The 22,706-nt window shown below is 42.3% G+C and carries 19 protein-coding genes; 1 reads left to right on the top strand and 18 read right to left on the bottom strand.

Annotation, left to right across the window (positions count from 1 at the left end):
* Positions 1 to 204: 204 nt before the first annotated feature.
* The 8 genes from AC1DVK_RS07490 to AC1DVK_RS07455 all read right to left on the bottom strand — a co-directional run bounded on the left by AC1DVK_RS07490 (position 205) and on the right by AC1DVK_RS07455 (position 7,771).
* The gene (locus tag AC1DVK_RS07490; protein WP_061465730.1) at positions 205 to 810 is read right to left on the bottom strand and encodes a thymidine kinase; all 606 of its coding nucleotides are present in this window, start codon (positions 808 to 810) and stop codon (positions 205 to 207) included.
* Positions 811 to 948: 138 nt separating this feature from the next.
* Positions 949 to 1,149, bottom strand: a complete 201-nt coding sequence (rpmE, locus tag AC1DVK_RS07485) for a 50S ribosomal protein L31 (protein WP_053348458.1) — start codon at positions 1,147 to 1,149, stop codon at positions 949 to 951.
* 149 nt (positions 1,150 to 1,298) lie between these two features.
* A complete protein-coding gene (gene rho, locus AC1DVK_RS07480) occupies positions 1,299 to 2,588 on the bottom strand; it encodes a transcription termination factor Rho (protein ID WP_034315849.1) in 1,290 nt (429 codons plus the stop codon).
* A gap of 326 nt (positions 2,589 to 2,914) precedes the next feature.
* Positions 2,915 to 3,877, bottom strand: a complete 963-nt coding sequence (glpX, locus tag AC1DVK_RS07475) for a class II fructose-bisphosphatase (RefSeq protein ID WP_061465732.1) — start codon at positions 3,875 to 3,877, stop codon at positions 2,915 to 2,917.
* 99 nt (positions 3,878 to 3,976) lie between these two features.
* A complete protein-coding gene (locus AC1DVK_RS07470) occupies positions 3,977 to 5,260 on the bottom strand; it encodes a UDP-N-acetylglucosamine 1-carboxyvinyltransferase (RefSeq protein ID WP_061465734.1) in 1,284 nt (427 codons plus the stop codon).
* Positions 5,261 to 5,468: 208 nt separating this feature from the next.
* Entirely contained in the window at positions 5,469 to 6,119 is a 651-nt protein-coding gene (gene fsa, locus AC1DVK_RS07465; RefSeq protein WP_089362031.1) for a fructose-6-phosphate aldolase, read from the bottom strand.
* Positions 6,120 to 6,293: 174 nt separating this feature from the next.
* On the bottom strand, positions 6,294 to 7,151 hold the full coding sequence (locus tag AC1DVK_RS07460; protein WP_061465738.1) for a class II fructose-bisphosphate aldolase: 858 nt from the start codon (positions 7,149 to 7,151) through the stop codon (positions 6,294 to 6,296).
* Positions 7,152 to 7,399: 248 nt separating this feature from the next.
* A complete protein-coding gene (locus AC1DVK_RS07455; RefSeq protein ID WP_061465740.1) occupies positions 7,400 to 7,771 on the bottom strand; it encodes a response regulator in 372 nt (123 codons plus the stop codon).
* Between the two features lie 298 nt (positions 7,772 to 8,069).
* Here AC1DVK_RS07455 and AC1DVK_RS07450 point away from each other — a divergent pair, with 298 nt between their 5' ends.
* Positions 8,070 to 8,600 (top strand): DUF2529 domain-containing protein, encoded by a 531-nt coding sequence (locus AC1DVK_RS07450; RefSeq protein ID WP_089362032.1) that lies wholly within the window; start codon positions 8,070 to 8,072, stop codon positions 8,598 to 8,600.
* Positions 8,601 to 8,650: 50 nt separating this feature from the next.
* Here AC1DVK_RS07450 and AC1DVK_RS07445 read toward each other — a convergent pair whose 3' ends face one another.
* From AC1DVK_RS07445 to AC1DVK_RS07400, 10 genes are all read right to left on the bottom strand, one after another.
* Complete coding sequence (locus AC1DVK_RS07445) at positions 8,651 to 10,258, bottom strand: CTP synthase (protein ID WP_061465744.1); 1,608 nt, start codon at positions 10,256 to 10,258, stop codon at positions 8,651 to 8,653.
* Between the two features lie 411 nt (positions 10,259 to 10,669).
* Complete coding sequence (gene rpoE, locus AC1DVK_RS07440) at positions 10,670 to 11,251, bottom strand: DNA-directed RNA polymerase subunit delta (RefSeq protein ID WP_061465745.1); 582 nt, start codon at positions 11,249 to 11,251, stop codon at positions 10,670 to 10,672.
* Between the two features lie 214 nt (positions 11,252 to 11,465).
* The gene (locus tag AC1DVK_RS07435; protein WP_176431817.1) at positions 11,466 to 11,627 is read right to left on the bottom strand and encodes a hypothetical protein; all 162 of its coding nucleotides are present in this window, start codon (positions 11,625 to 11,627) and stop codon (positions 11,466 to 11,468) included.
* Between the two features lie 136 nt (positions 11,628 to 11,763).
* A complete protein-coding gene (gene icmF, locus AC1DVK_RS07430) occupies positions 11,764 to 15,030 on the bottom strand; it encodes a fused isobutyryl-CoA mutase/GTPase IcmF (protein WP_477626161.1) in 3,267 nt (1,088 codons plus the stop codon).
* 30 nt (positions 15,031 to 15,060) lie between these two features.
* Positions 15,061 to 15,693, bottom strand: coding sequence for a TetR/AcrR family transcriptional regulator (locus AC1DVK_RS07425; protein WP_061465749.1), 633 nt, complete (start codon positions 15,691 to 15,693; stop codon positions 15,061 to 15,063).
* Positions 15,694 to 15,808: 115 nt separating this feature from the next.
* Positions 15,809 to 16,948: an acyl-CoA dehydrogenase gene (locus AC1DVK_RS07420; protein ID WP_089362035.1), complete on the bottom strand. Its 1,140-nt coding sequence runs from the start codon at positions 16,946 to 16,948 to the stop codon at positions 15,809 to 15,811.
* 26 nt (positions 16,949 to 16,974) lie between these two features.
* The gene (locus AC1DVK_RS07415; RefSeq protein ID WP_477626159.1) at positions 16,975 to 18,111 is read right to left on the bottom strand and encodes an acyl-CoA dehydrogenase; all 1,137 of its coding nucleotides are present in this window, start codon (positions 18,109 to 18,111) and stop codon (positions 16,975 to 16,977) included.
* 31 nt (positions 18,112 to 18,142) lie between these two features.
* Positions 18,143 to 19,000: a 3-hydroxybutyryl-CoA dehydrogenase gene (locus AC1DVK_RS07410; protein WP_125159900.1), complete on the bottom strand. Its 858-nt coding sequence runs from the start codon at positions 18,998 to 19,000 to the stop codon at positions 18,143 to 18,145.
* A 31-nt stretch (positions 19,001 to 19,031) separates the two neighbouring features.
* Entirely contained in the window at positions 19,032 to 20,222 is a 1,191-nt protein-coding gene (locus AC1DVK_RS07405) for an acetyl-CoA C-acetyltransferase (RefSeq protein ID WP_477626158.1), read from the bottom strand.
* A 191-nt stretch (positions 20,223 to 20,413) separates the two neighbouring features.
* Entirely contained in the window at positions 20,414 to 22,543 is a 2,130-nt protein-coding gene (locus AC1DVK_RS07400) for a (Fe-S)-binding protein (protein ID WP_410860690.1), read from the bottom strand.
* Between the last annotated feature and the right edge of the window lie 163 nt (positions 22,544 to 22,706).

The following is a 22,706-nucleotide window of genomic DNA, read 5'->3' as shown; positions in this document are numbered from 1 at the left end:
CTAAGTTAGCCTTCCCAAAATGGGGCAATATTTATCTTTTATTTCCCTTCCATGTATTGGTCTTACCACCTGAATGCCTTTAGAAAGTTTTTTCAACATGGCTTATCCGCTTTCAGAATAAACTCAATTCCCCGTATAAATTACTTACCCATTTCTTCATAAAAAAGCACCCTAAGATCTCAATCGATCCTAGGGCACCATCATTCAAATATGTTCTTTAATCCCGACAGCCTGCTTACCTGGAACTTCGTGATGATGGCGGCAGCGGGGCTCGTATGATTCCGATGCACCCACAAGGATGATCGGCTCATCATAGGAGGCCGGCGCCCCATCTATCAATCGCTGTGTCCTGCTCGCAGGTGAACCGCACACTTCACACACAGCCTGCAGCTTAGTCACTGATTCTGCTAGCGACAATAGCACAGGCATAGGACCGAATGGTTCACCTCTGAAGTCTTGATCGAGTCCAGCCATAATCACTCGATAACCGCTGTCCGCAAGATGCTGGGCAACCCCGATAATTTCATGATCAAAAAATTGCACTTCATCTATAGCAATGATATCCAGGGGCTTGTCCAAATGCTTAAAAATATCAGTTGAATGGGCAATCGGTTTTGCCATCACAGAAGAGCCATTGTGCGATACGACAGCCTCTTCCGCATAGCGATTATCTATAGCCGGTTTAAATACAGCTATTTGCTCTTTAGCAAATTGAGCACGGCTGACTCGTTTAATCAATTCCTCAGATTTACCTGAAAACATGCTTCCGCAAATAAGCTCAATCCAGCCTGTTTGTTTCATTACATACATGGAAACAGCTACTCCCTTCCACCTGTCGATCCCTTAGCCATAATTGAAGTGGACCCGGCTTTATAAAAATTCTTACCTGTTTACAGAAAATAAAAAACAGGCAAGAAAAATACTTGCCTGTTTTTTAAAAAGTCCGGCTTATTTAATACCGTATTTTTTGTTGAAACGATCAACACGTCCGCCAGCTTCAGCGAATTTTTGACGACCAGTATAGAATGGGTGGCACTCTGAACAAGTCTCAACTTTGATCTCTTCTTTAACTGAACCAGTTTCAAAAGTGTTTCCGCAAGAGCAAGATACTTTTGAAAGTTTATAATTTGGATGAATTCCAGTTTTCATTCTTTTCAGCTCCTTCTGCCCTGAATCATTCGAAACAGAGTTATATACTTCAAGGTGAGGGAAAAGCACCCTCACATTTATTGTAAAAACACATGAACCCATTATAGCAACTTAAGACTAGTTGTGCAACAGTTTGTTTCTTTCACTGTTTAAGAACGTTTAACGCTCGCTGGTCCCTTTTTCATTTCTGACATCTCTTCATCCAACTTACTGAAAAACTCTTCATTACCTTTTGTCTGTTTTAGACGGCGAAGGAATTTCTCTGAGAAATCAGGTGAATCTGACATCGTTTTCCTAATAGCCCATAATTTATCCAGGCGATCTTTCGGAATTAACAATTCTTCTTTACGAGTGCCTGAGCGACGGATATCGATTGCCGGGAAGATACGTCTTTCGGCTAGGGCACGATCTAAATGCAGTTCCATATTACCCGTACCTTTAAATTCCTCATAAATGACATCGTCCATTCTCGAACCCGTGTCTACCAATGCCGTAGCAAGGATCGTCAAGCTGCCGCCTTCCTCGATATTCCTCGCCGCACCGAAAAAGCGTTTTGGACGATGGAATGCAGCAGGGTCAATCCCTCCGGATAGTGTACGCCCGCTCGGCGGAATGACAAGGTTATAAGCACGGGCAAGCCGGGTAATGCTATCCATTAAAATGATGACATCCCGTTTATGCTCCACAAGGCGCATAGCTCTTTCCAACACTAGCTCTGCCACCTTTATATGGTTTTCAGGCACTTCATCGAACGTTGAACTCACCACGTCTCCAGCAACGGAGCGTTCAATGTCCGTCACTTCTTCCGGGCGTTCATCGATCAATAGTACAATCAATTCCGATTCAGGATGGTTCGTGGTTATCGCATTGGCAATTTCTTTGATAAGCATCGTTTTACCAGCTTTTGGCGGTGCGACAATCAGACCACGCTGTCCAAAACCTACCGGTGCCAAGACATCCATAATTCTAGTTGATAAGTTCTTCGGTGTCGTTTCCAGTTTAATTTGTCTGTTTGGATACAGCGGTGTTAAGCCTGGAAAATGTACACGCTCCTTAGCCGATTCCGGATTATCGCCATTGACGGCTTCAACATGCAGCAATCCATAATAGCGCTCGTTTTCTTTTGGAGGTCTTACCTTACCGGACACTTTATCTCCATTTCGCAAATCGAATCTGCGGATCTGTGAAGCAGAAATATAAATATCCTCCGAGCTTGGAGAATAATTAATTGGACGCAAGAAACCGAAGCCCTCGGAAGGGATGATCTCTAAAACGCCCTCCATGAATAGGAGACCATCCTGCTCAGCTTGTGCTTTCAGGATAGCGAAAATAAGTTCCTTTTTTGAAAGTTTGCTGTAATAGGAAACTTTATATTCACGCGCGTGCTCATAGAGATCCTTTAGTTTCATGTTTTCTAAATTAGAAATAGTTAAATTCATTATGACACCACACTTTTATTAATTAAACGTTTTCACCCATACTGAAAAAGAAATGGTTTGTTAGATGGAAGAAAAACCGCAATCCATGTACCCGACCAGAGTTTTCTTAGAAAGGATGATACATTTTTACATGTAAAGAAGAAAATTATTTGAAGGCTTCTTGAAGTTTGGAGTGAAAGGGCAGATTTTATATATAAATCAATTAATAGTAAACCAAGCTTTATTTTACTTTTTTTATTTTAATTATTCAACTTAAATTTTTTAAAAGAGAAAGCGAGCGATGAACCCGCTCGCTTTTTAGCTGTGATCTTTTCTAAAAAACGTTCTTAGTCAATCAGACCATTCGGTTTAATTTTAAGACTGTGACGTCCATCAATGAAACGAACGGTTCCAGATTTAGCACGCATGACTACGGATTGTGTTTCGCCGTAATTCCCTTTAAATTGTACACCTCGTAAAAGCTCTCCATCAGTCACACCTGTTGCAGCAAAAATTGCGTCATCTCCGCGAACAAGGTCTTCCATTCTGAGGACTCTTCCTAAATCAAGGCCCATTTTTACACAGCGTTCCACTTCTTCATCACTTTGAGGAATAAGTTTACCTTGAATTTCTCCTCCGAGGCATTTCAAGGCAACAGCTGCAATAACTCCCTCTGGAGCTCCGCCAGATCCGAATAAGATGTCAACACCGGTAAGATCGAAGGCCGTATTGATGGCACCTGCCACATCTCCATCGTTGATCAACTTGATACGTGCCCCTGCCTCACGAAGTTCGTGAATGATCTTCGAATGACGATCACGGTTCAAAACTGTTGCGACTACGTCTTGGATATCTTTATTTTTTGCCTTGGCTACCGCTTTCAGGTTGTCCAACACAGAAGCATTGATATCAATCTGACCAACAGCCTCGGGACCAACGGCTATTTTATCCATATACATATCAGGGGCATGAAGCAAGTTCCCCTTATCTGCTATCGCCAATACAGCCAATGCATTCCAGCCGCCAGATGCAACGATGTTCGTTCCTTCCAAAGGATCAACTGCAACATCCACTAGTGGCCCAAGACCAGTACCAAGCTTTTCACCAATATAAAGCATTGGCGCTTCATCCATTTCCCCTTCACCGATTACAACCGTCCCTTGCATGGGTATTGTATTGAAAACATCCCTCATTGCAGTTGTTGCTGCATCATCTGCTTCGTCTTTCATTCCTCTTCCCATCCAACGAGCAGAATTTAGTGCCGCCGCCTCTGTTACGCGGACAAGCTCCATCGATAAACTTCTTTCCATTTCCGGTTCCCCCTCATGTACACTAGCATGATTTATTTATATATTAGTATAACACATTATATCATATATAGTAACACAATGGGGTAACAAGAAAAGGGATCAGCTTTTAAGCTGCTCCACCTCTTCTTGCGTCATTTCTTCACGCCAAATCGTTGCTCCCAAACCTGAAAGTTTTTCAACCAGATGGCTATATCCGCGATCTATATGTTCAAGCCCGGTCACTTCGGTAATCCCTTCAGCCATTAAACCGGCAATTACCAGAGCTGCACCGGCACGTAAATCGCTTGCCTTCACTTTTGCTCCATGGAGCTGGACAGGACCATCAATGATGCCTGCTCTTCCCTCGACTTTGATCTTCGCATTCATGCGTCGCAGTTCATCAATATGCTTAAATCGTGCCCCGTATATCGTATCGGTCACCATGCTAGAACCGCTTGCTTTTGTTAAGAGCGAAGTGAAGGGCTGCTGAAGATCTGTTGGAAATCCGGGATAAACCAGCGTCTTGATATCAACGGACTTATATTTATCTCCTGGTGAGACAAAAATCTGATCATCACCGGCTTCAATATTAATTCCCATTTCCCTCATTTTGGCAGTCAATGACTCCAAATGCTGGGGGATGACATTATCGATCAAGATTCCTTCACCGACCGCAGCGGCTAAAATCATGAAAGTCCCGGCTTCAATCCGATCTGGTATGATCGTATGTTTGCACCCATGTAAACTTTCCACGCCATCAATACGAATGATATCGGTTCCGGCACCCTTGATTTTCGCTCCCATGTTGGTCAACAATGTGGCAACATCGATGATTTCCGGTTCTTTCGCAGCATTTTCAATCACTGTGCGGCCTTTGGCCAAAACAGCGGCAAGCATAATATTGATCGTTGCCCCTACACTGACGACGTCCAAATAAATGCGTGCCCCCCGTAGCTCGTCCGCCCTAAGGTAAATGGCTCCTTGTTCATTCGTCACTTGTGCGCCTAGCGCTTCAAACCCCTTTATATGCTGATCTATTGGGCGAGGACCTAAATGACAGCCTCCAGGCAAGCCAATCACTGCCTTTTTGAATTTACCAAGCATCGCCCCCATTAAATAATAGGAGGCACGTAACTTCTTAACTCTTCCATTGGGAAGAGGCATTGAAATCATTCTGCTGGGATTCACTGTCATTTCCCCATCATCAAAGGAAACCTCACCGCCAATTTCCTCCATTAACTCTTTCAGCATCTGTACATCCGAGATATCAGGCAGGCCTTCAATCGTTACAGGAGAGTCCGCCAAAATTGTTGCAGGGATAAGGGCAACCGCACTATTTTTTGCTCCGCTGACACGAATGCTTCCCTTTAAAGGATAGCCACCGGCAATTTTAAGTTTTTCCATAATAAACTCCCTTCCACGCTAAGCACTTAGATGCTACTTCCAAAAAGTAATATTTTACCACAAGAAAATTGCATAATCCGACAACATTCACTATCTGTTCCTTAGTTTACACAAAATTATAAAATTCATGTAAAAAAAGCTAAAAATTTCTAATTTATGTTAATTTTATTTAAAACGGTGCAATCTATAGCGACTTAGCGGCAAGGCATTATGCTTCAGTACGAGAATTCCAATCCTTCAAGAAAGCTTCAATCCCTTTGTCCGTTAATGGGTGGTGGAATAGTTGCATTAAAACTTTATAAGGGATCGTTGCAATATGTGCCCCTTTAAGAGCCGCTTCAGTAATATGCATCGGGTGGCGGATAGAAGCTGCAATGATCTCAGCATTGATATCATGGATCGCAAATATGTCAGCAATATCCGAAATTAAATCCAAACCATTTTGGCCAATGTCATCCAAGCGTCCTAAAAATGGCGATACATATGTTGCCCCAGCCCTAGCTGCCAATAATGCTTGGTTGGCACTGAAAATAAGGGTGACATTTGTTTTGACACCTTGTTTTGTAAGAGCTGCAACAGCCTTCAAACCGTCTGGAGTCATTGGTACCTTAATCGTGATATTAGGTGCAATTGCAACTAATTCCTTGGCTTCAGCCATCATTCCTTCAAAATCAAGCGCAATGACTTCTGCAGAAACGGATTCCTTAACAAGGCTTGTGATTTCTTTTAACCGTTCATGGAAAGAAACTCCCTTTTCTCTTGCAACAAGGGACGGGTTAGTCGTAACACCTGCTAAAACGCCAAGTTCGTGTGCTTGCTTTATTTCTTCCATGTTTGCTGTATCAATAAAGAATTTCATAAAATATCCTCCGTATGTAATCAATTTTTTTATCTGAATTCTAATTGTTCAAAAAATAGAGCTCGGATTCCAGTCTGCATCTAAAAGAAACCATTAGGGGGGTGCCCCCCCAAATGGAATTATCATCTATTTCATCTTACATTTAAGGGATGAAACCCATATTGCTTTTGTTATTTATGCTTTACCGTTTGAACCGAATTCACGCATTTTGCCGATGACAGTTTCTTTAATCGCTTCACGGCCAGGTACCATGTATTTACGTGGATCGTATACTTCAGCATCGTTATTCAGAATTTCACGAACGGCTTTTGTGAACACAATTTGATTTTCCGTATTCACATTGATTTTTGATGTTCCAAGAGAAATCGCTTTTTGGATATCTTTCGTAGGAATGCCTGTACCACCATGAAGAACAAGAGGTTTGTTTGTTAAATCCCGTACTTCTTCCATTTCTTTATAGCCTAGGTTAGGTTCACCTTTGTATGGACCGTGAACGGATCCCAACGCTGGAGCAAAACAATCGACATTCGTTTCTTTAACTAACTGTTCACATTCTTGAGGATCTGCATATACGACTCCATCAGCGATCACATCATCTTCTTGTCCGCCAACTGTGCCCACTTCCGCTTCAACAGAAACATTACGTGCGTGAGCGAATTCGACAACCTTCTTGGTTGTTTCGATATTCTCTTCAATCGGGTGATGCGAAGCATCGATCATTACTGAAGTGAATCCAGCTTCGATAGCCTCTTTACATTTATCAAAACTTGAACCATGGTCAAGGTGAATGGCCACAGGAACAGTGATTTTCATGTCTTCCAACAATCCTTGAACCATCATGACAGTCGTTTTAAAACCACCCATATGACGGGCAGCCCCTTCGGAAACACCAAGGATGACTGGAGATTTTTCTTGTTCTGCAGCAGCTAAAATGGCTTGAGTCCATTCCAAGTTATTGATATTGAATTGACCTACTGCATATTTTTCTTCAAGAGCTTTATTCAGCATATTTTTCATAGAAACTAAAGGCATTTGATTTCCTCCTACTAGTGAATGTAATTATTTTAAAGTTAATTCTTTCTAGATATTCCCTAAAACCAAAGTAGCATACGCTTATAAATCAGAATATCTCGCTTCTTTTAGCATATCAATACATCAAAAAAACAGCAACAAATACACTATATCGTGCTTCAAATTTTATTCCAAAAAAAACAACGGCCCATCTTAAAAAAGATAGCCGCGGCAATTCTTTAGTCAAAAATATTAAATTTTCAAGACCATTAACTTGACTGTATCGGTAAATATTCACGAACGGCTTTTCTAATATCATCAATATCAAACGGCTTTGCAAAGTGGGTCATTGCACCTAAATCCTTTGCTTCTTGAATCATATCGAGTTCACCATATGCGGTCATGATAATGACCCGGATGTCCGGATCGACCACTTTCATCCTCTTCAATATCTCAATGCCATCCATTCCGGGAATCTTCATATCCAGTAATACAAGATCTGGTGAATGATTATTTAGCACTTCCAGGGCCTGAATGCCATTTGCGGCTTGAAATGTTTCATACCCTTCTTTATGTAAAACCTCGTTCAATAAAATACGAATCCCAAATTGATCATCAACTATTAATATTTTCCCTGACATTTAATCACCTCTCCCTTACCCGATTTATTTAATTAAATGTATTAGCCTAGTCGGCCATTACATAGGCTGCGTCAAATTACTTGTAGTCCAACGCATTTATTTCCCATTCATGATTTCTATGTTCATATTCGATAATTGTAACAAAATTCCTGCTCTATGGCTAAAAGGATTTTCATTTTTTTTGTTTTTTCGACCGATTTAGTTAATTCAGCCCTTTGGATCAGAAGCCCAGAAGCCTGTCAATGCAAAGGAAAGTCCTTTATAATAAAGATATAATTCTTTAAAGGAGTCCCTAGTCATGTTAAAAATTTTCTCGACACAGATAAGCGGTTTATTTAAAAAAATGATTGAAAATGAAGCCTTTGAAATGGAGGATGCCGGCCGCCTGCTGGCTCAGGCGGCGATTGGGGATGGCTCAGTGTTCATTCACGGATTTGGTGAAATGCAGGGCGTCACGTCGGAGGCTTTGGATGGGGCAGAACCTTTTCCTAAGGCAAAAAGATTTGAATTGGGAGAAACTATGTCCAGGGAAGATCGATTTCTTATATTCACTCGCCATTCAGATGATTTTGAAGCATTGATGCTGGCAAAACAACTAAAGGAAAATGATATACCATTTGTTGCAGTTTCTACATCCGTTCCTTCTAAAGAGGAGTCCCTTCCAGAGTTGGCAGACGTACATATAGACTTACGTATGCAACGAGGGTTGATCCCCGATGAAACTGGAAATCGATATGGGTACCCTACCCTCATTGCCGCTCTTTTCGCTTATTATGGGATTAAATTCACTCTTGAAGAAATCATAAAAGAATATGAAGATGAAGAATGATAAATTATCTTAAACAAAAAAAACAGCCACATGGGCTGTTTTTTTATTTATTAAAGTTTTTTGCTGCTCTTTAAAGACATACCGACAAAGTCACGGAATAGCGGCTGTGGACGGTTAGGGCGTGACGTGAATTCCGGATGGAATTGGGAAGCCACAAACCAAGGATGATCTTTCAATTCAACGATTTCAACCAGACGGCCATCTGGGCTTGTACCGGAGAAGACAAATCCTGCCTCTTCCATAGCCTGACGGTAGTGGTTATTGAACTCATAACGGTGGCGGTGACGTTCATAAACAACCTCATCATTATATGCTTCGTATGCTTTAGTTCCTTCGATAAGCTTACATGGATACAGACCAAGACGCAGTGTTCCGCCCAAATCTTCTACATCCTTTTGCTCAGGAAGAAGATCGATGATTGGATCTGGAGTATCTTCCTTAATTTCAGCTGAATGCGCTTCTGGCAATCCTAGGACGTTGCGTGCATATTCAATGGATGCCAACTGCATGCCTAAACAGATTCCGAAGAACGGTGTTTTTGTCGTACGGGCAAACTCGGTCGCTGCAATTTTCCCTTCGATTCCGCGATCTCCAAAGCCACCAGGGACAAGGATTCCATCTGCATCTTTAAGAAGTTCAGCAACATTTTCTTTTGTTACATCTTCAGAATTCACCCAGTCGATTTCAACATCTGCATCAAATGCGTAACCTGCATGCTTAAGTGCTTCCACAACAGAAAGATAAGCATCTTGCAATTCAACATATTTTCCGACTAGAGCGATTTTCGTTTTCTTTGATAAAGAAGTTACCTTTTTGACAAGTTCCTTCCAATCCTCCATATCCGCTTCGCCACAGTCCAATTTCAAGTGATCACAAACGATTTGGTCCATATTTTGTGCTTGAAGCGCAAGAGGGATGGAGTAAAGTGTATCCGCATCAAGACATTCGATGACAGAATTTTTATCGATATCGCAGAATAAAGCGATTTTATCCTTCATATCTTGTGAAATTGGGCTTTCTGTACGTGCAACGATGATATTCGGCTGAATGCCAAGACTGCGTAATTCTTTTACACTATGCTGTGTCGGTTTTGTTTTCATTTCACCAGCAGCTTTGATGTAAGGGACCAGTGTACAGTGGATATACATAACATTATTGATCCCGATATCACTTTTAATTTGGCGAATCGCTTCAAGGAACGGAAGAGACTCGATATCCCCTACAGTACCACCAATTTCAGTAATGACTATATCGGCATTCGTTTCATTACCTGAACGGAAAACCCGTTCTTTAATTTCATTCGTGATATGGGGAATGACTTGAACTGTTCCACCTAAATAATCACCACGGCGTTCTTTTCTCAGGACGGTTGAATAAATTTTACCTGTAGTCACATTGCTGTGTTTACCAAGGTTGATATCAATAAAACGCTCATAATGCCCAAGATCCAAATCCGTTTCAGCACCATCATCTGTTACAAACACTTCACCATGTTGATATGGACTCATCGTACCAGGATCCAAGTTGATATAAGGGTCAAACTTCTGGATCGTAACATTCAATCCCCTATTTTTTAAAAGTCTACCTAAAGAAGCTGCAGTTATCCCTTTTCCTAAGGAAGAAACTACTCCACCTGTCACAAAAATATATTTTGTCATCTTATATCCTCCTATAGATTGTTTTCTTCGAATGCCGTTCTTCACATCTTTTAATCTGAACCTGCATCAAATCTTCCGCCACACAGGCGGTTAAAGCTATAACCATAAAATCTGTACAAACCATTAATCACTTAAAGGTTTTTAGTGAGAGTCATGCAGGATACATGAACAAGAATAAATTTCCTTAAATGACAGTTAACATAAATATGTTCTCTATAGTTTTTACAATTCTAAGAGAAATCATTTTTAAAAATAAAAAAATGATGTCATTTATTCATTCCATCATTAAAAACAAAAACGCTCCGCTTACAATAAAAGTAAGGGAGCGATATAATTTAATCATTGTGTCCTTTTTTAAGGAGCCCAAAAATGATTCTACAAATTTCGCCTCAAAAAGTCAAGGGCGATTATTTATTTGTCATTCTCTTCTTTCAACTCTTCTTCGTCTTCATCTTCGTCCTCATCATCTTCCAGGACAAATGCTTCATCTTCAATTATTTCTTCTTCCAGATCGTCATCATCATCCACGTCATCATCCAAAAGCACTTCGTCAATAACTGGAGAACCTAGAATATCATCATCGTCGTCATCTTCATCCTCATCAAGATCATCGACATCTTCTTCAAAGTCAAGATCTTCGTCTTCAAGTTCATCGAAATCGTCGATAACGACAGCAGCCTTTTTCGTTTTCTTTTTCTTTTTAGGTTTTACAACATGCACGACTTCTTCTTCGATTTGGTCAACTGGATACCATGTTTTCAATCCCCAGCGGTTGTCCCCAAGTGAAGTGAAGCGGCCATCCACATTTAAATCCGTATAGAATTGTGCAATTTTCTTTGCCACTTCCGCTTTAGATAAATGGTGCAGCGAAGCTAATTCGCTTATTAAGTCTTTAAATGGAATCGGTTCATTTCTTTCCACCAACAAATCATATGCCATCTCTATTAAGGACATTTCCAATAATTGCTCTTTTGAGTGTTCTTTTAAACTCAAATTCCGCACTTCCCTTCTCTATTCAAACACTGAATTCCGTGTTTTTTCACATAAAAAAATAATCTAAAACAGTATTTCGATAAAATAACGACAATTCCTGCTAGACATATACTCCATTATAAACAATCTAAATGGGTTTATGCTAGTTCTATCTGATACTTTCACAGATTTACCTAAATGTCTATCTTTCACCGGAACCCTTAAGCAGAAAAAATCATGCACTTTCTTTTTTCGATTTCTGACGAAAGGCTGCCGTAAAAAATACAACAGTCAGGATAAAAAAAGAGACGGCACCCAATTGATGCTCATACAATTCAATTAAAATAACGATGGCAAGAATGTAACCTATGATTTTCCCAATCATTTTCAGGTTCATTTTCTCAACTCCAATAGGGCTGATTCTTCATTTATGCCCCTTTTCCAAATAATTATAAGGTAAAATCTTCATTTTGTTAAAAAAGACGGAAATTATTTAAAAAAGGGGCCCAAAAATCGGTGCCCCCCTTCTTGCTCTACATATTTCTTCGATACTGACCGCCTACATCATATAGCGCCCTGGTTATCTGGCCAAGACTGGCCACTCTCACACAGTTCATCAGTTCAGCAAAGATATTTTCCCCATTCATGGCTGCCAATTTCAGTTTAGTTAGCGCCTCATCCGTGAACTCCTTATTTCTTTCCTGGAATGCCCGGAGATTTATGATTTGCCCTTCCTTTTCTTCCTTTGTTGCACGGGCAATTTCCATGCTGTTCACAGCCTCCTCGGAAGGAGGATTGGGGTTCAAATACGTATTGACCCCAATGATCGGCAATTCACCCGTATGCTTTTTCATTTCGTAATGCATGGATTCATCCTGGATTTTCCCGCGCTGATACTGTGTCTCCATAGCACCCAACACCCCGCCTCGATCATTGATCCGATCGAACTCTTGCAGTACAGCTTCTTCAACCAGATCCGTCAATTCCTCTACGATAAAGGCACCTTGCATCGGGTTTTCATTTTTTGAGAGCCCATGCTCCTTTGTAATGATCATTTGTATGGCCATTGCCCGGCGTACGGATTCTTCAGTAGGCGTCGTGATGGCTTCATCGTACGCATTAGTATGCAGCGAGTTACAGTTGTCCTGTAGTGCCATTAAAGCCTGTAGTGTCGTTCTAATATCATTAAAATCAATTTCTTGCGCATGAAGGGAGCGCCCTGAAGTCTGTATGTGGTATTTCAGCTTCTGGCTACGGTCATTCGCACCATATTTATCCCGCATGACTGTCGCCCAAATCCTTCTTGCCACCCTCCCGATAACCGTATATTCCGGGTCGAGCCCATTTGAGAAGAAGAATGACAAATTCGGGGCAAAGTCATCAATATTCATTCCGCGACTTAAATAATATTCGATGTAAGTAAAGCCATTCGCTAATGTAAAAGCCAGTTGTGAAATGGGATTGGCACCCGCTTCAGCAATGTGATAGCCAGAAATGGATACAGAGTAGTAGTTCCTGACTTTCCGATCAATGAAGTATGCTTGGATATCTCCCATTAACCTTAAGGCAAATTCCGTAGAGAAGATGCAAGTATTCTGGCCTTGGTCCTCCTTCAGAATATCCGCTTGAACGGTTCCGCGTACCGTTTGAAGAGTATAAGCTTGCACTTCTTCAGCTTCGGCATCCGTAAGGGGACGGCCTAGCTCTTCTTCTTTCCGTTGAATCTGCTGATCGACTGCCGTATTCATATACATGGCCAAAATGATCGGTGCCGGTCCATTGATGGTCATGGATACAGAGGTTGAGGGGTGGCAAAGGTCAAAGCCTGCATAAAGCTTTTTCATGTCATCCAACGTACAGATACTGACTCCGCTTTCCCCTACCTTTCCATAGATATCAGGCCGATGATCAGGATCCTCGCCATATAAAGTTACAGAATCGAAAGCCGTACTTAGCCGTTTAGCATTATCATCCTTTGACAAATAATGAAAACGCCTGTTGGTCCGGTCGGGCGATCCTTCACCGGCAAACTGCCGCTTCGGGTCTTCCCCTTCACGCTTGAATGGAAAGACTCCCGCTGTGTAAGGAAAGAAGCCGGGAACGTTCTCACGGAATACCCATCCTAAGATTTCTCCATAATCAACATATTTAGGCAATGATACTCTCGGAATCATTAAACCTGATAAACTTTTAGTTTTCAGCTTTGTGACGATTTCCTTATCCCTGACTCTCGTTACAAACTGCTCCCCTGCATACTTTTCTTTTAAATCCATCCATCCAGAAAGGATTTTTTTAGATTCAGGTGATAAATTTGAAGCGGTTTCCTTTTTCAAATTCTCTAAAGAAGCCACAATGCCTTCGTTACCATCATTTTCCTTAACTGCTTCAATAGCTCCTTCAAGCTGGAAAAGCCTGCGGGCAATACGTACTTGTTCAGCCGCGCGTTTATGATACGATCTGACCGTATCACTGATTTCACGTAAATAATATCGGCGATCGGTTGGAATGATGACATTTTGCTTATAGACATCCGCTTCTTTCGAAAAGGCAGTAATCCAACCCGTCCCTGATTTTTCATTAAGCTTTTCAATCAGTGCTGCGAATAATGCATTTGTTCCTGGGTCATTGAATTGGGAAGCTATTGTACCGTATACCGGCATTTCCGATGGATCTTGATCAAAAAGCGTACGGCTTCTTTGATATTGTTTTTGAACTTGGTTTTTTGCATCCTCGGAGCCTTTACGCTCATATTTATTAATGACTATCAAGTCTGCGTAATCAATCATATCGATTTTTTCGAGTTGTGAAGGCGCACCGAATTCACTCGTCATTACATACATGGATACATCGCATATTTCGGCAATCTCTGCATCCCCCTGACCAATTCCGCTCGTTTCAACGATGATTAGGTCGAATCCAGCTGCCTTCACGACTGAAATGGCATCTTTTATCGCCAAAGACAACTCACTTTTTGAATGACGCGTGGCTAAGCTCCTCATATAAACTCGCTCTGAAAAAATCGCATTCATTCTAATCCTGTCACCTAACAGGGCACCGCCTGTTTTTTGCTTGGTCGGGTCGACAGATAGAATGGCGACTTTCTCGTCTGGAATTTCGTTAATGAACCTCCGTATCAATTCATCAGTCAACGAACTTTTTCCAGCGCCGCCCGTCCCTGTAATCCCAAGAACAGGAACCTTCTTTTCGGAAGTCTTGATCTGCTCAAAAAGACTCTCCACCGCTGCCGCAGATTCCTTTGAAGCGTCGAGTCTATTTTCAGCAAAGGTAATAAATTGGGCAATGGCATTTGTTCCCCCTGCAATCAATTCATCAAAGCGTTCCTGTAAAGATGGTTTGACAGTCGAGAAATCACACTCCTCCATCAATACATTTATCATGCCTTGAAGCCCATATTCCCGCCCTTCATCAGGAGAAAAGATGCGGGCAATCCCATAATCATGGAGTTCTTTAATTTCCTTCGGGATGATGACACCGCCACCTCCGGCAAAAATCCGAATGTGCTCGGCTCCCTTTTCTTTCAGCAGGTCATACATATATTTAAAATATTCCACATGACCGCCTTGGTAAGATGACATGGCTATTCCCTGAACATCTTCCTGGATGGCAGCATTCACGATCTCCTCCACCGAACGATTATGTCCTAAGTGAATTACTTCCGCCCCGCTGGACTGAAGGATTCTCCTCATTATATTGATAGATGCATCATGTCCATCAAATAAACTTGAAGCTGTAACGAATCTGATATGGTTCTTCGGTTTATACACCTCAACTGTACTCATTTAGCTCCTCCTTATTGAAACGTTTTTATATCAGAGACTTTTCTGAAGCGATACATTTTGAATCAATAATTGCGTCTGCAGTTCAACATACTCTTGAAGCGTGTAATTTTTATGCAAAGCCCATCTTCTGAAACTCCACATCTGTCCCTGAACAAAAATGTTATGTGAAACAAGGCTTATTTGTTTTTCCGTCAACAATAGCTCCCCATTCTCAACACACTTCGTTATGACCTTTTCGAACATGCCCACCATCCGAATTTCTTTGTTCAGAACATAAGGTAAAGCATCTTTCGTCAGAGCTTTCACTTCCTGATACATGACCAGCACTTCGTCCTGCATTTCATCCATCACTTTATAAAAGTAAGCGATCGTCAGCTTCAAACTTTCAAGTGTCCCATCACTCTGTTCTATTTCTTTTTGAAGCTTTTCCTGGACTTCATCGTAGATAAAGTCACAGACGAGATATAATATATCTTCCTTGGTCCGGATATACTCGTATAACGTGCCAATACTGAAGCCAGCGGCTTTGGCAATTTCCCTTGTAGTCGTTCGATGAAATCCCTTTTCCTTAAAAAGGGTCACCGCCCCTTTAATCATTTGTGTACGCCTTTTTTCAACCAGCCGCTCATCCTTTACCGATGCAAGAACTTCTCTTTTTTCCATTTTCAAACCCCTTTTTTGAATCCCATCAATTAATTACCAAAGACATACTTCCGAAGAAATTGAAAAGGGTATTCCGGTAAGGGCGATGCCTCATCGGAAAACCTCGATTTCAATACTATTTAGTAATCATCCTTGAGATGACCAGCTTTTGAATTTCCTGTGTACCTTCGTAGATCTGGGTTATTTTCGCATCACGCATATACCGCTCCACTGGGTAATCTTTTGTATAACCATAACCACCGAAAACCTGCACGGCTTCCGTCGTCACTTTCATTGCTGTATCTCCAGCAAAGAGTTTGGACATGGCCGACTCTTTTCCATAAGGAAGGCCCACTGATTCCAACCAGGCAGCCTGATAGGTTAATAGCCTTGAAGCTTCAACACCCGTTGCCATATCCGCCAATTTAAAACCGATTCCTTGCTGTGCAGAAATTGGCTTGCCGAATTGTACGCGCTCTTTTGCATAGTCAACTGCGGCATCCAGTGCACCTTGGGCTATGCCTACAGCTTGTGCTGCAATTCCATTACGGCCCCCATCAAGCGTCATCATCGCAATTTTAAAGCCTTCTCCTTCTTTTCCAAGAAGGTTTTCTTTAGGAACTCGGCACTCATCAAAGATGATTTCCGTGGTCGGTGATGAACGGATTCCCAGCTTCTTTTCTTTTTTACCAACACTAAAACCCGGGAAGTCCTTTTCAATGATAAAGGCACTCGTTCCTTTTTGTTTCGATTCAGGATCTGTCAATGCAAAGACGACATATGTATCAGCAATCCCGCCGTTCGTAATGAAGATTTTCGAACCGCTGATAATATATTCATCACCTACAAGCTTTGCAGACGTTCTCATACCGCCTGCGTCTGAGCCTGAGCTAGGTTCAGTAAGGCCGTATGCACCGATTTTTTCCCCCAGTGCCATCGGGCGAAGGTATTTTTGTTTTTGCTCTTCAGAACCGAATTTATATATTGGCCACCCTGCAAGCGAAGTATGGGCTGATAGAGTCACTCCAGTAGAAGCGCAAACGCGGGAAAGTTCCTCAATCGCTATGCAATACGCTAAGTAATCGCTTCCAATTCCGCCGTATTCCTCTGGCCACGGAATCCCTGTCAGTCCAAGTTCAGCCATTTTATCGAAAATCTCTCGGTCAAATCGTTCTTCTTCATCCCTCTCGGCAGCTGTCGGAGCCACTTCATTCTGGGCAAAATTGCGTACCATCTTCCTAATCATTTCATGTTCTTCCGTTAGTTTAAATTGCATGACCATGTCCCCCGTCTTTTTCGTATTTATAGACTCTTACTGATGACCATTCTCTGTATTTCACTCGTTCCCTCATAAATTTCGGTTACCTTTGCATCCCTGAAATAGCGCTCGACCGGATATTCTGTTGTATACCCGTAGCCTCCGAACACTTGGACTGCTTCTATCGCCACATCGACAGCCGTCCTCGAAGCAAATAGCTTAGCCATGGCCGCTTCTTTACTGCACTTCAATCCACTTGAGCGTAAATACGCCGCCCGATAGACCAGTAGCCTTGATGCTTCTATGCCTGTTGCCATTTCGGACAGTTTGAAACCGATCCCTTGTTGTGCTGCAATGGGTTTGCCAAATTGAACCCTGTCTTTTGCATATTGGACAGCATGTTCCATGGCGCCTTCTGCAATTCCAAGAGCTTGAGAAGCAATGCCAATCCTTCCAGCATCCAAGTTGGCCATGGCAATTTTAAAGCCTTCACCTTCTTTGCCTAAGAGATTGGCAGCAGGCACTTTCATATCCTCGAACGTCACCTGTACGGTGCTCGAACCATGAAGGCCCATTTTACGTTCATCTTTACCGATGATTAAGCCTGGCGTCCCTTTTTCCACGATAAAAGCAGAGATTCCCTTGCTTCCCTTCTGAGGGTCGGTTGAGGCAAAAACAATAAACACATCCGCTTCCCCGCCGTTGGTGATAAAAACCTTGGACCCATTTATTCGATATTTTCCGTCTTCCTTTACTGCTACTGCCTTGGATTTCAAGCTCGCGGCATCTGAACCCGAGCTTTGCTCAGTTAAGCAAAAGGCGCCCAGATATTCACCGGCGGCTAACTTAGGCACATATTTTTGCTTCTGCGCTTCCGTTCCAAAATAAACGATTGGATTTGTGCCAACAGAAGTATGAACGGACAGTATGACACCAAGAGTTGGACTTACTTTGGAAATCTCATTGATGGCGATGATATACGACATGAAATCCATACCTGCGCCACCGTATTTTTCTGGAATGGGGATTCCCATCAAACCAAGCCCACCCATTTTTTGCAGGATCGTTTTTGGAAACACTCCCCTTTCCATTGTCTCGATATGAGGTGTAATCTCATTTTCTGCAAAATTGCTTACCATCTTCCGCATCATTTCCTGTTCTTCGGTAAACTTGAAATCCATTCCTTCACTCCTCCCTAGCTGCAAATGCTTTCTATGATTGGTTATATTCATAAAATCCACGTCCTGCTTTCTTGCCTAGCCACCCTGCTTTCACATATTTCCTTAACAGCGGACACGGTCGGTATTTATCGTCTCCCAGCCCCTGGTGAAGGGTTTCCATTATGTATAAGCATGTATCGAGCCCAATGAAGTCAGCTAGCGTAAGCGGGCCCATGGGATGGTTCATTCCCAACTTCATTACATCGTCAATCGCCTCTTTAGTAGCGACGCCCTCATAAAGTGTATAGATGGCCTCATTGATCATCGGCATCAAAATCCGATTCGCTACAAAACCTGGAAAATCATTGACTTCCACCGGTACCTTGTTCAAGGTTTCAGCCATCTTTTCAACCTCTTTATAAACTTCATCCGATGTAGCAAGGCCACGGATGATCTCAACCAGCTTCATGACTGGAACGGGGTTCATAAAATGCATGCCAATTACCTTTTCCGGCCTATTCGTGGCAGCGGCTATCTCAGTAATCGGAAGTGAAGAAGTATTGGATGCAAGAATGACCTGCTGCGGCGTGATTTCATCCAGCTCGGCGAATATTTTTGTTTTTATTTCCATATTTTCCACTGCCGCTTCAATCACTAAATCAACGGCAGCTGCATTTTTTAAATCCGTCGATGATGTCAAACGGGAAAGGATTGCATCTTTATCCCCGGGCCCCATTTTCCCTTTTTCCACTTGACGGGAAAGATTCTTGGTAATTGTCCCTAGTCCCTTTTCTACATATTCTTCTTTTAAATCGTGTAAAAGTACTTCATATCCGCTCATTGCACAAACCTGGGCAATGCCAGATCCCATCTGTCCCGCACCAATGACCATCACTTTTTGAATGCTCATGAAAACCCCTCCTCATTTATCTATGAAACTATCATCCTTGTTTTGGCACTTCGATTAAAATGGCATCTCCCTGCCCGCCTCCACTACAGATCGCTGCGATGCCCAATCCTCCTCCGCGGCGTTTCAATTCATGCATCAGCGTAATGATGATGCGAGCACCACTTGCCCCGATTGGGTGACCTAATGCTACAGCACCGCCGTTAACATTCACTTTTCCAGGCTCGATGTTGGCAATTTTCCCACTGGCGAGTGCAACCGCTGCAAATGCTTCGTTCACTTCAAATAAATCAATATCCTCTATCGATTTACCTGTCTTCTTCAGGATTTCATTTATGACCAAACCTGGCGTTTTAGGGAAGTCCTTTGCTTCCACTGCCACTTCTGCATGAGCCACAATATAGGCAAAAGGCGTTTTCCCTTCTTTTTCCGCACGTTCCTGACTCATCAATACGAGTGCTCCTGCCCCATCATTGACGCCAGGTGCATTACCTGCCGTAATGGTTCCCTCATTATTAAAAGCTGGACCTAATTTAGCTAACTTCCCGGCAGATGTATCTTTTCTTGGGCCTTCATCTTGTTCGATGGTAATTGGTTCGCCTTTTCGCACCGGCACCTGTACGGCAATGATTTCTTCTGCAAGAATACCGCCATCGATTGCTTTTATCGCTTTTTGATGACTCTCGTAAGCCCAGCTATCCTGTTCCTCACGGGTGATTTCAAGATCTTCGGCAGTACTGTTTCCGTAAGTTCCCATATGAACGCCTGTAAAGCTGCAACTAAGTCCATCCGAAATCATGGTATCCTTAAGTTGGGCATCTCCCATCCTTAGGCCCCACCTTGCTTTCGGAAGAATATAAGGCGCATTGCTCATCGATTCCATTCCACCGGCAACAATGATTTCTTCTTCACCTAAGCGAATGATCTGATCAGCCAATGTAACACTGCGAAGTCCTGATGCGCATACTTTATTAATGGTTTCCGTCTTCACTTCCCAAGGCATTCCAGCATGACGTGCTGCCTGTCGTGACGGTATTTGACCTTGGCCCGCTTGAAGTACATTCCCCATGATGACCTCGCCTACTTGCCCGCCTTCAACCCCTGCCCGATCAAGTGCCTCTTTGATTGCTATTCCACCAAGCTGAGATGCTGTCAAACTGCTAAGGCCGCCGCCAAATTTACCAAAAGGTGTTCTCACACCACTAATAATCACTGTTTTTGCCATCATTATTTCCCCCTTCAATAACATTGATTGAACGCTCGCTCAATATGAAGTTAAAAAAAATCGTTTTGTAAGCGCTTAATATCATCTTACATAATTTTTACAAAAATTAAAATATTTAGTTTGTAAATATTTAAAAATTGCCTGCTTCCATTTGGCATTCCATATAGAAGAAGCAGGCATTCCGTTTTAAATTAAGATGCAATCGATTTATTTTCACCAATGACCGCTTTTTCGAGCAGTTCAGCTACATCATACGTTTTAACATTTTCCTCTACTTCTTTTGCCTTCGTCCCATCAGATAGCATGGTCAGGCAATAAGGACATCCGGAACTGATCACTGTTGGACTGACGGCGAGTGCTTGTTCAGTACGTGCCACATTGATGCGGTTTCCTGTTTCCTCTTCCATCCACATCAAACCGCCTCCAGCTCCACAGCACATCCCTTTTTCACGGTTACGCTCCATCTCAATAAGTTTCACACCTTCAATGGATTGTAAAATTTCACGCGGCGGGCTATATACTTCATTGTACCTTCCCAAATAACAGGAATCGTGGAATGTAATCGTTTCATTCACTGGATACTGAGGCACCAATCTGCCTTCACTTACAAGTTTGGCTAACAATTCAGTATGGTGATACACTTCAGCTTCCAAGCCAAAATCCGGATACTCATTCTTAAAAATATTGTATGCATGCGGGTCGATCGTTACGATTTTCTTGATTTCATTCTTCTGGAATTCTTCTATATTCTTCATGGCAAGCTCTTGAAAAACAAACTCATTTCCCAATCGACGAGGAGTATCCCCTGAGTTTTTCTCCTTATTTCCGAGGATTGCAAATTTGACGCCCGCCTCATTCAATAATTTTGCAAAGGAAAGGGCAATCTTCTGGCTTCGGTTATCGTATGATCCCATTGAACCTACCCAGAATAAATATTCGAATTCCTCGTCTGCCTTTTGTAATTCCTTCACGGTAGGAACGCTGACATCTTCCCGAAGGCTTCTCCAATCTTCTCTCTCTTTACGGTTAAGCCCCCACGGATTTCCTTGACGTTCGATATTTGTCATGGCACGTTGTGCATCTGGATCCAGCCTGCCCTCTGTCAATACCAGATAACGGCGCATATCGATGATTTTGTCGACATGTTCATTCATTACCGGGCATTGATCTTCACAGTTCCGGCAAGTCGTACATGCCCAGAGTTCTTCTTCCGTAATGACTTCGCCAATAAGGCTCGGACTGTATGCTTCGGTCGCTGCAGCTGATTCCTGCGCCCCCTTTGCGGCACTCGCTAGAGCTATCTTATTTCCCTCCGTATTCCCAAAAACAAAAGATGGCACCCATGGCTGCTTCGTTGTAACGGCAGCGCCTGTATTTGTTAAATGGTCACGCATCTTGATGATGATATCCATCGGTGACAGCATTTTACCGGTACCAGTAGCAGGGCACATATTCGTACAACGCCCGCACTCCACACAGGCATAGAGGTCCACCATTTGATATTGCGTCAAGTCTTCGATATATTTGGCGCCGTAATATTGATTGCCTTCTTTGTCGAAAACTTCTTCTTCCAAATCAACCGGCTTCAATTTTCCCGGATTGTCCAGGCGATTGAGGAATACATTTATCGGACCGGCAATCAAGTGGGCATGCTTAGATTGCGGGATATAAACAAGGAACGATAATATGATCAGTAAATGCAGCCACCAAGCTACATAAAAAACAACTGTTGCCGCCGCTGTTCCCATCCAGCCAAAAAGGAAAGCAATGCTTGATGCGACTGGCTCTGACCAAGTTGCATCGTGTCCATGCCAGATCATTCCCATTCCATTCCCCAGTAACACGGTAATCATGATTCCAGTAATGAAGATGACAACCAATCCTGCTTTGAAATCCCTTTTCAAGCGAACGAGCTTCTCGACATAACGACGGTAAGCCGCCCATAGGATTGCTACAAGAACGGTAAGCGTCACAATTTCCTGGAAGAAAGTAAAGGCCGGATAAACAGGGCCAAACGGTAAATGCCATCCCGGTCTTAAGCCTTTAATGAAGAAGTCCAGTGCCCCAAATTGCACTAAGATGAAACCATAAAATAACATGGCATGTATGATTCCGCTTTTCTTATCTTTAAAGAGCTTTTTCTGTCCAAATACATAAACCCCTATTTTCACAAGACGATCTTTCACACGGTTATCGAATTCCACTTTTTTGCCAAGTTTTATATAAGCTATACGAGTCCTTACCAAATAGATAAATAGACCCGCGGCGTAAGCGGTTACAATCAGGAATGCAGTTAAGTTGATCCACAGCAAGCCATTCATTTCCATGCAGTCTTTCCCCCTTTTTGTAAATTGTAAAATGCCAAAAGGCAGCCATTTAAATAAAATTGAAAATTTGGCATTTTTCTGAAATTTAATTAACTCCATTATATAATGAATGAGCATTCAGTCAACTTTTTTCTTCTAAAATCATATTTGATTTTTC

It is taken from the genome of Peribacillus sp. P4_B1, assembly GCF_056402395.1.
The sequence above is the reverse complement of the archived record's forward strand: the minus strand, read 5'-3'. Positions and strand labels throughout refer to the sequence as shown.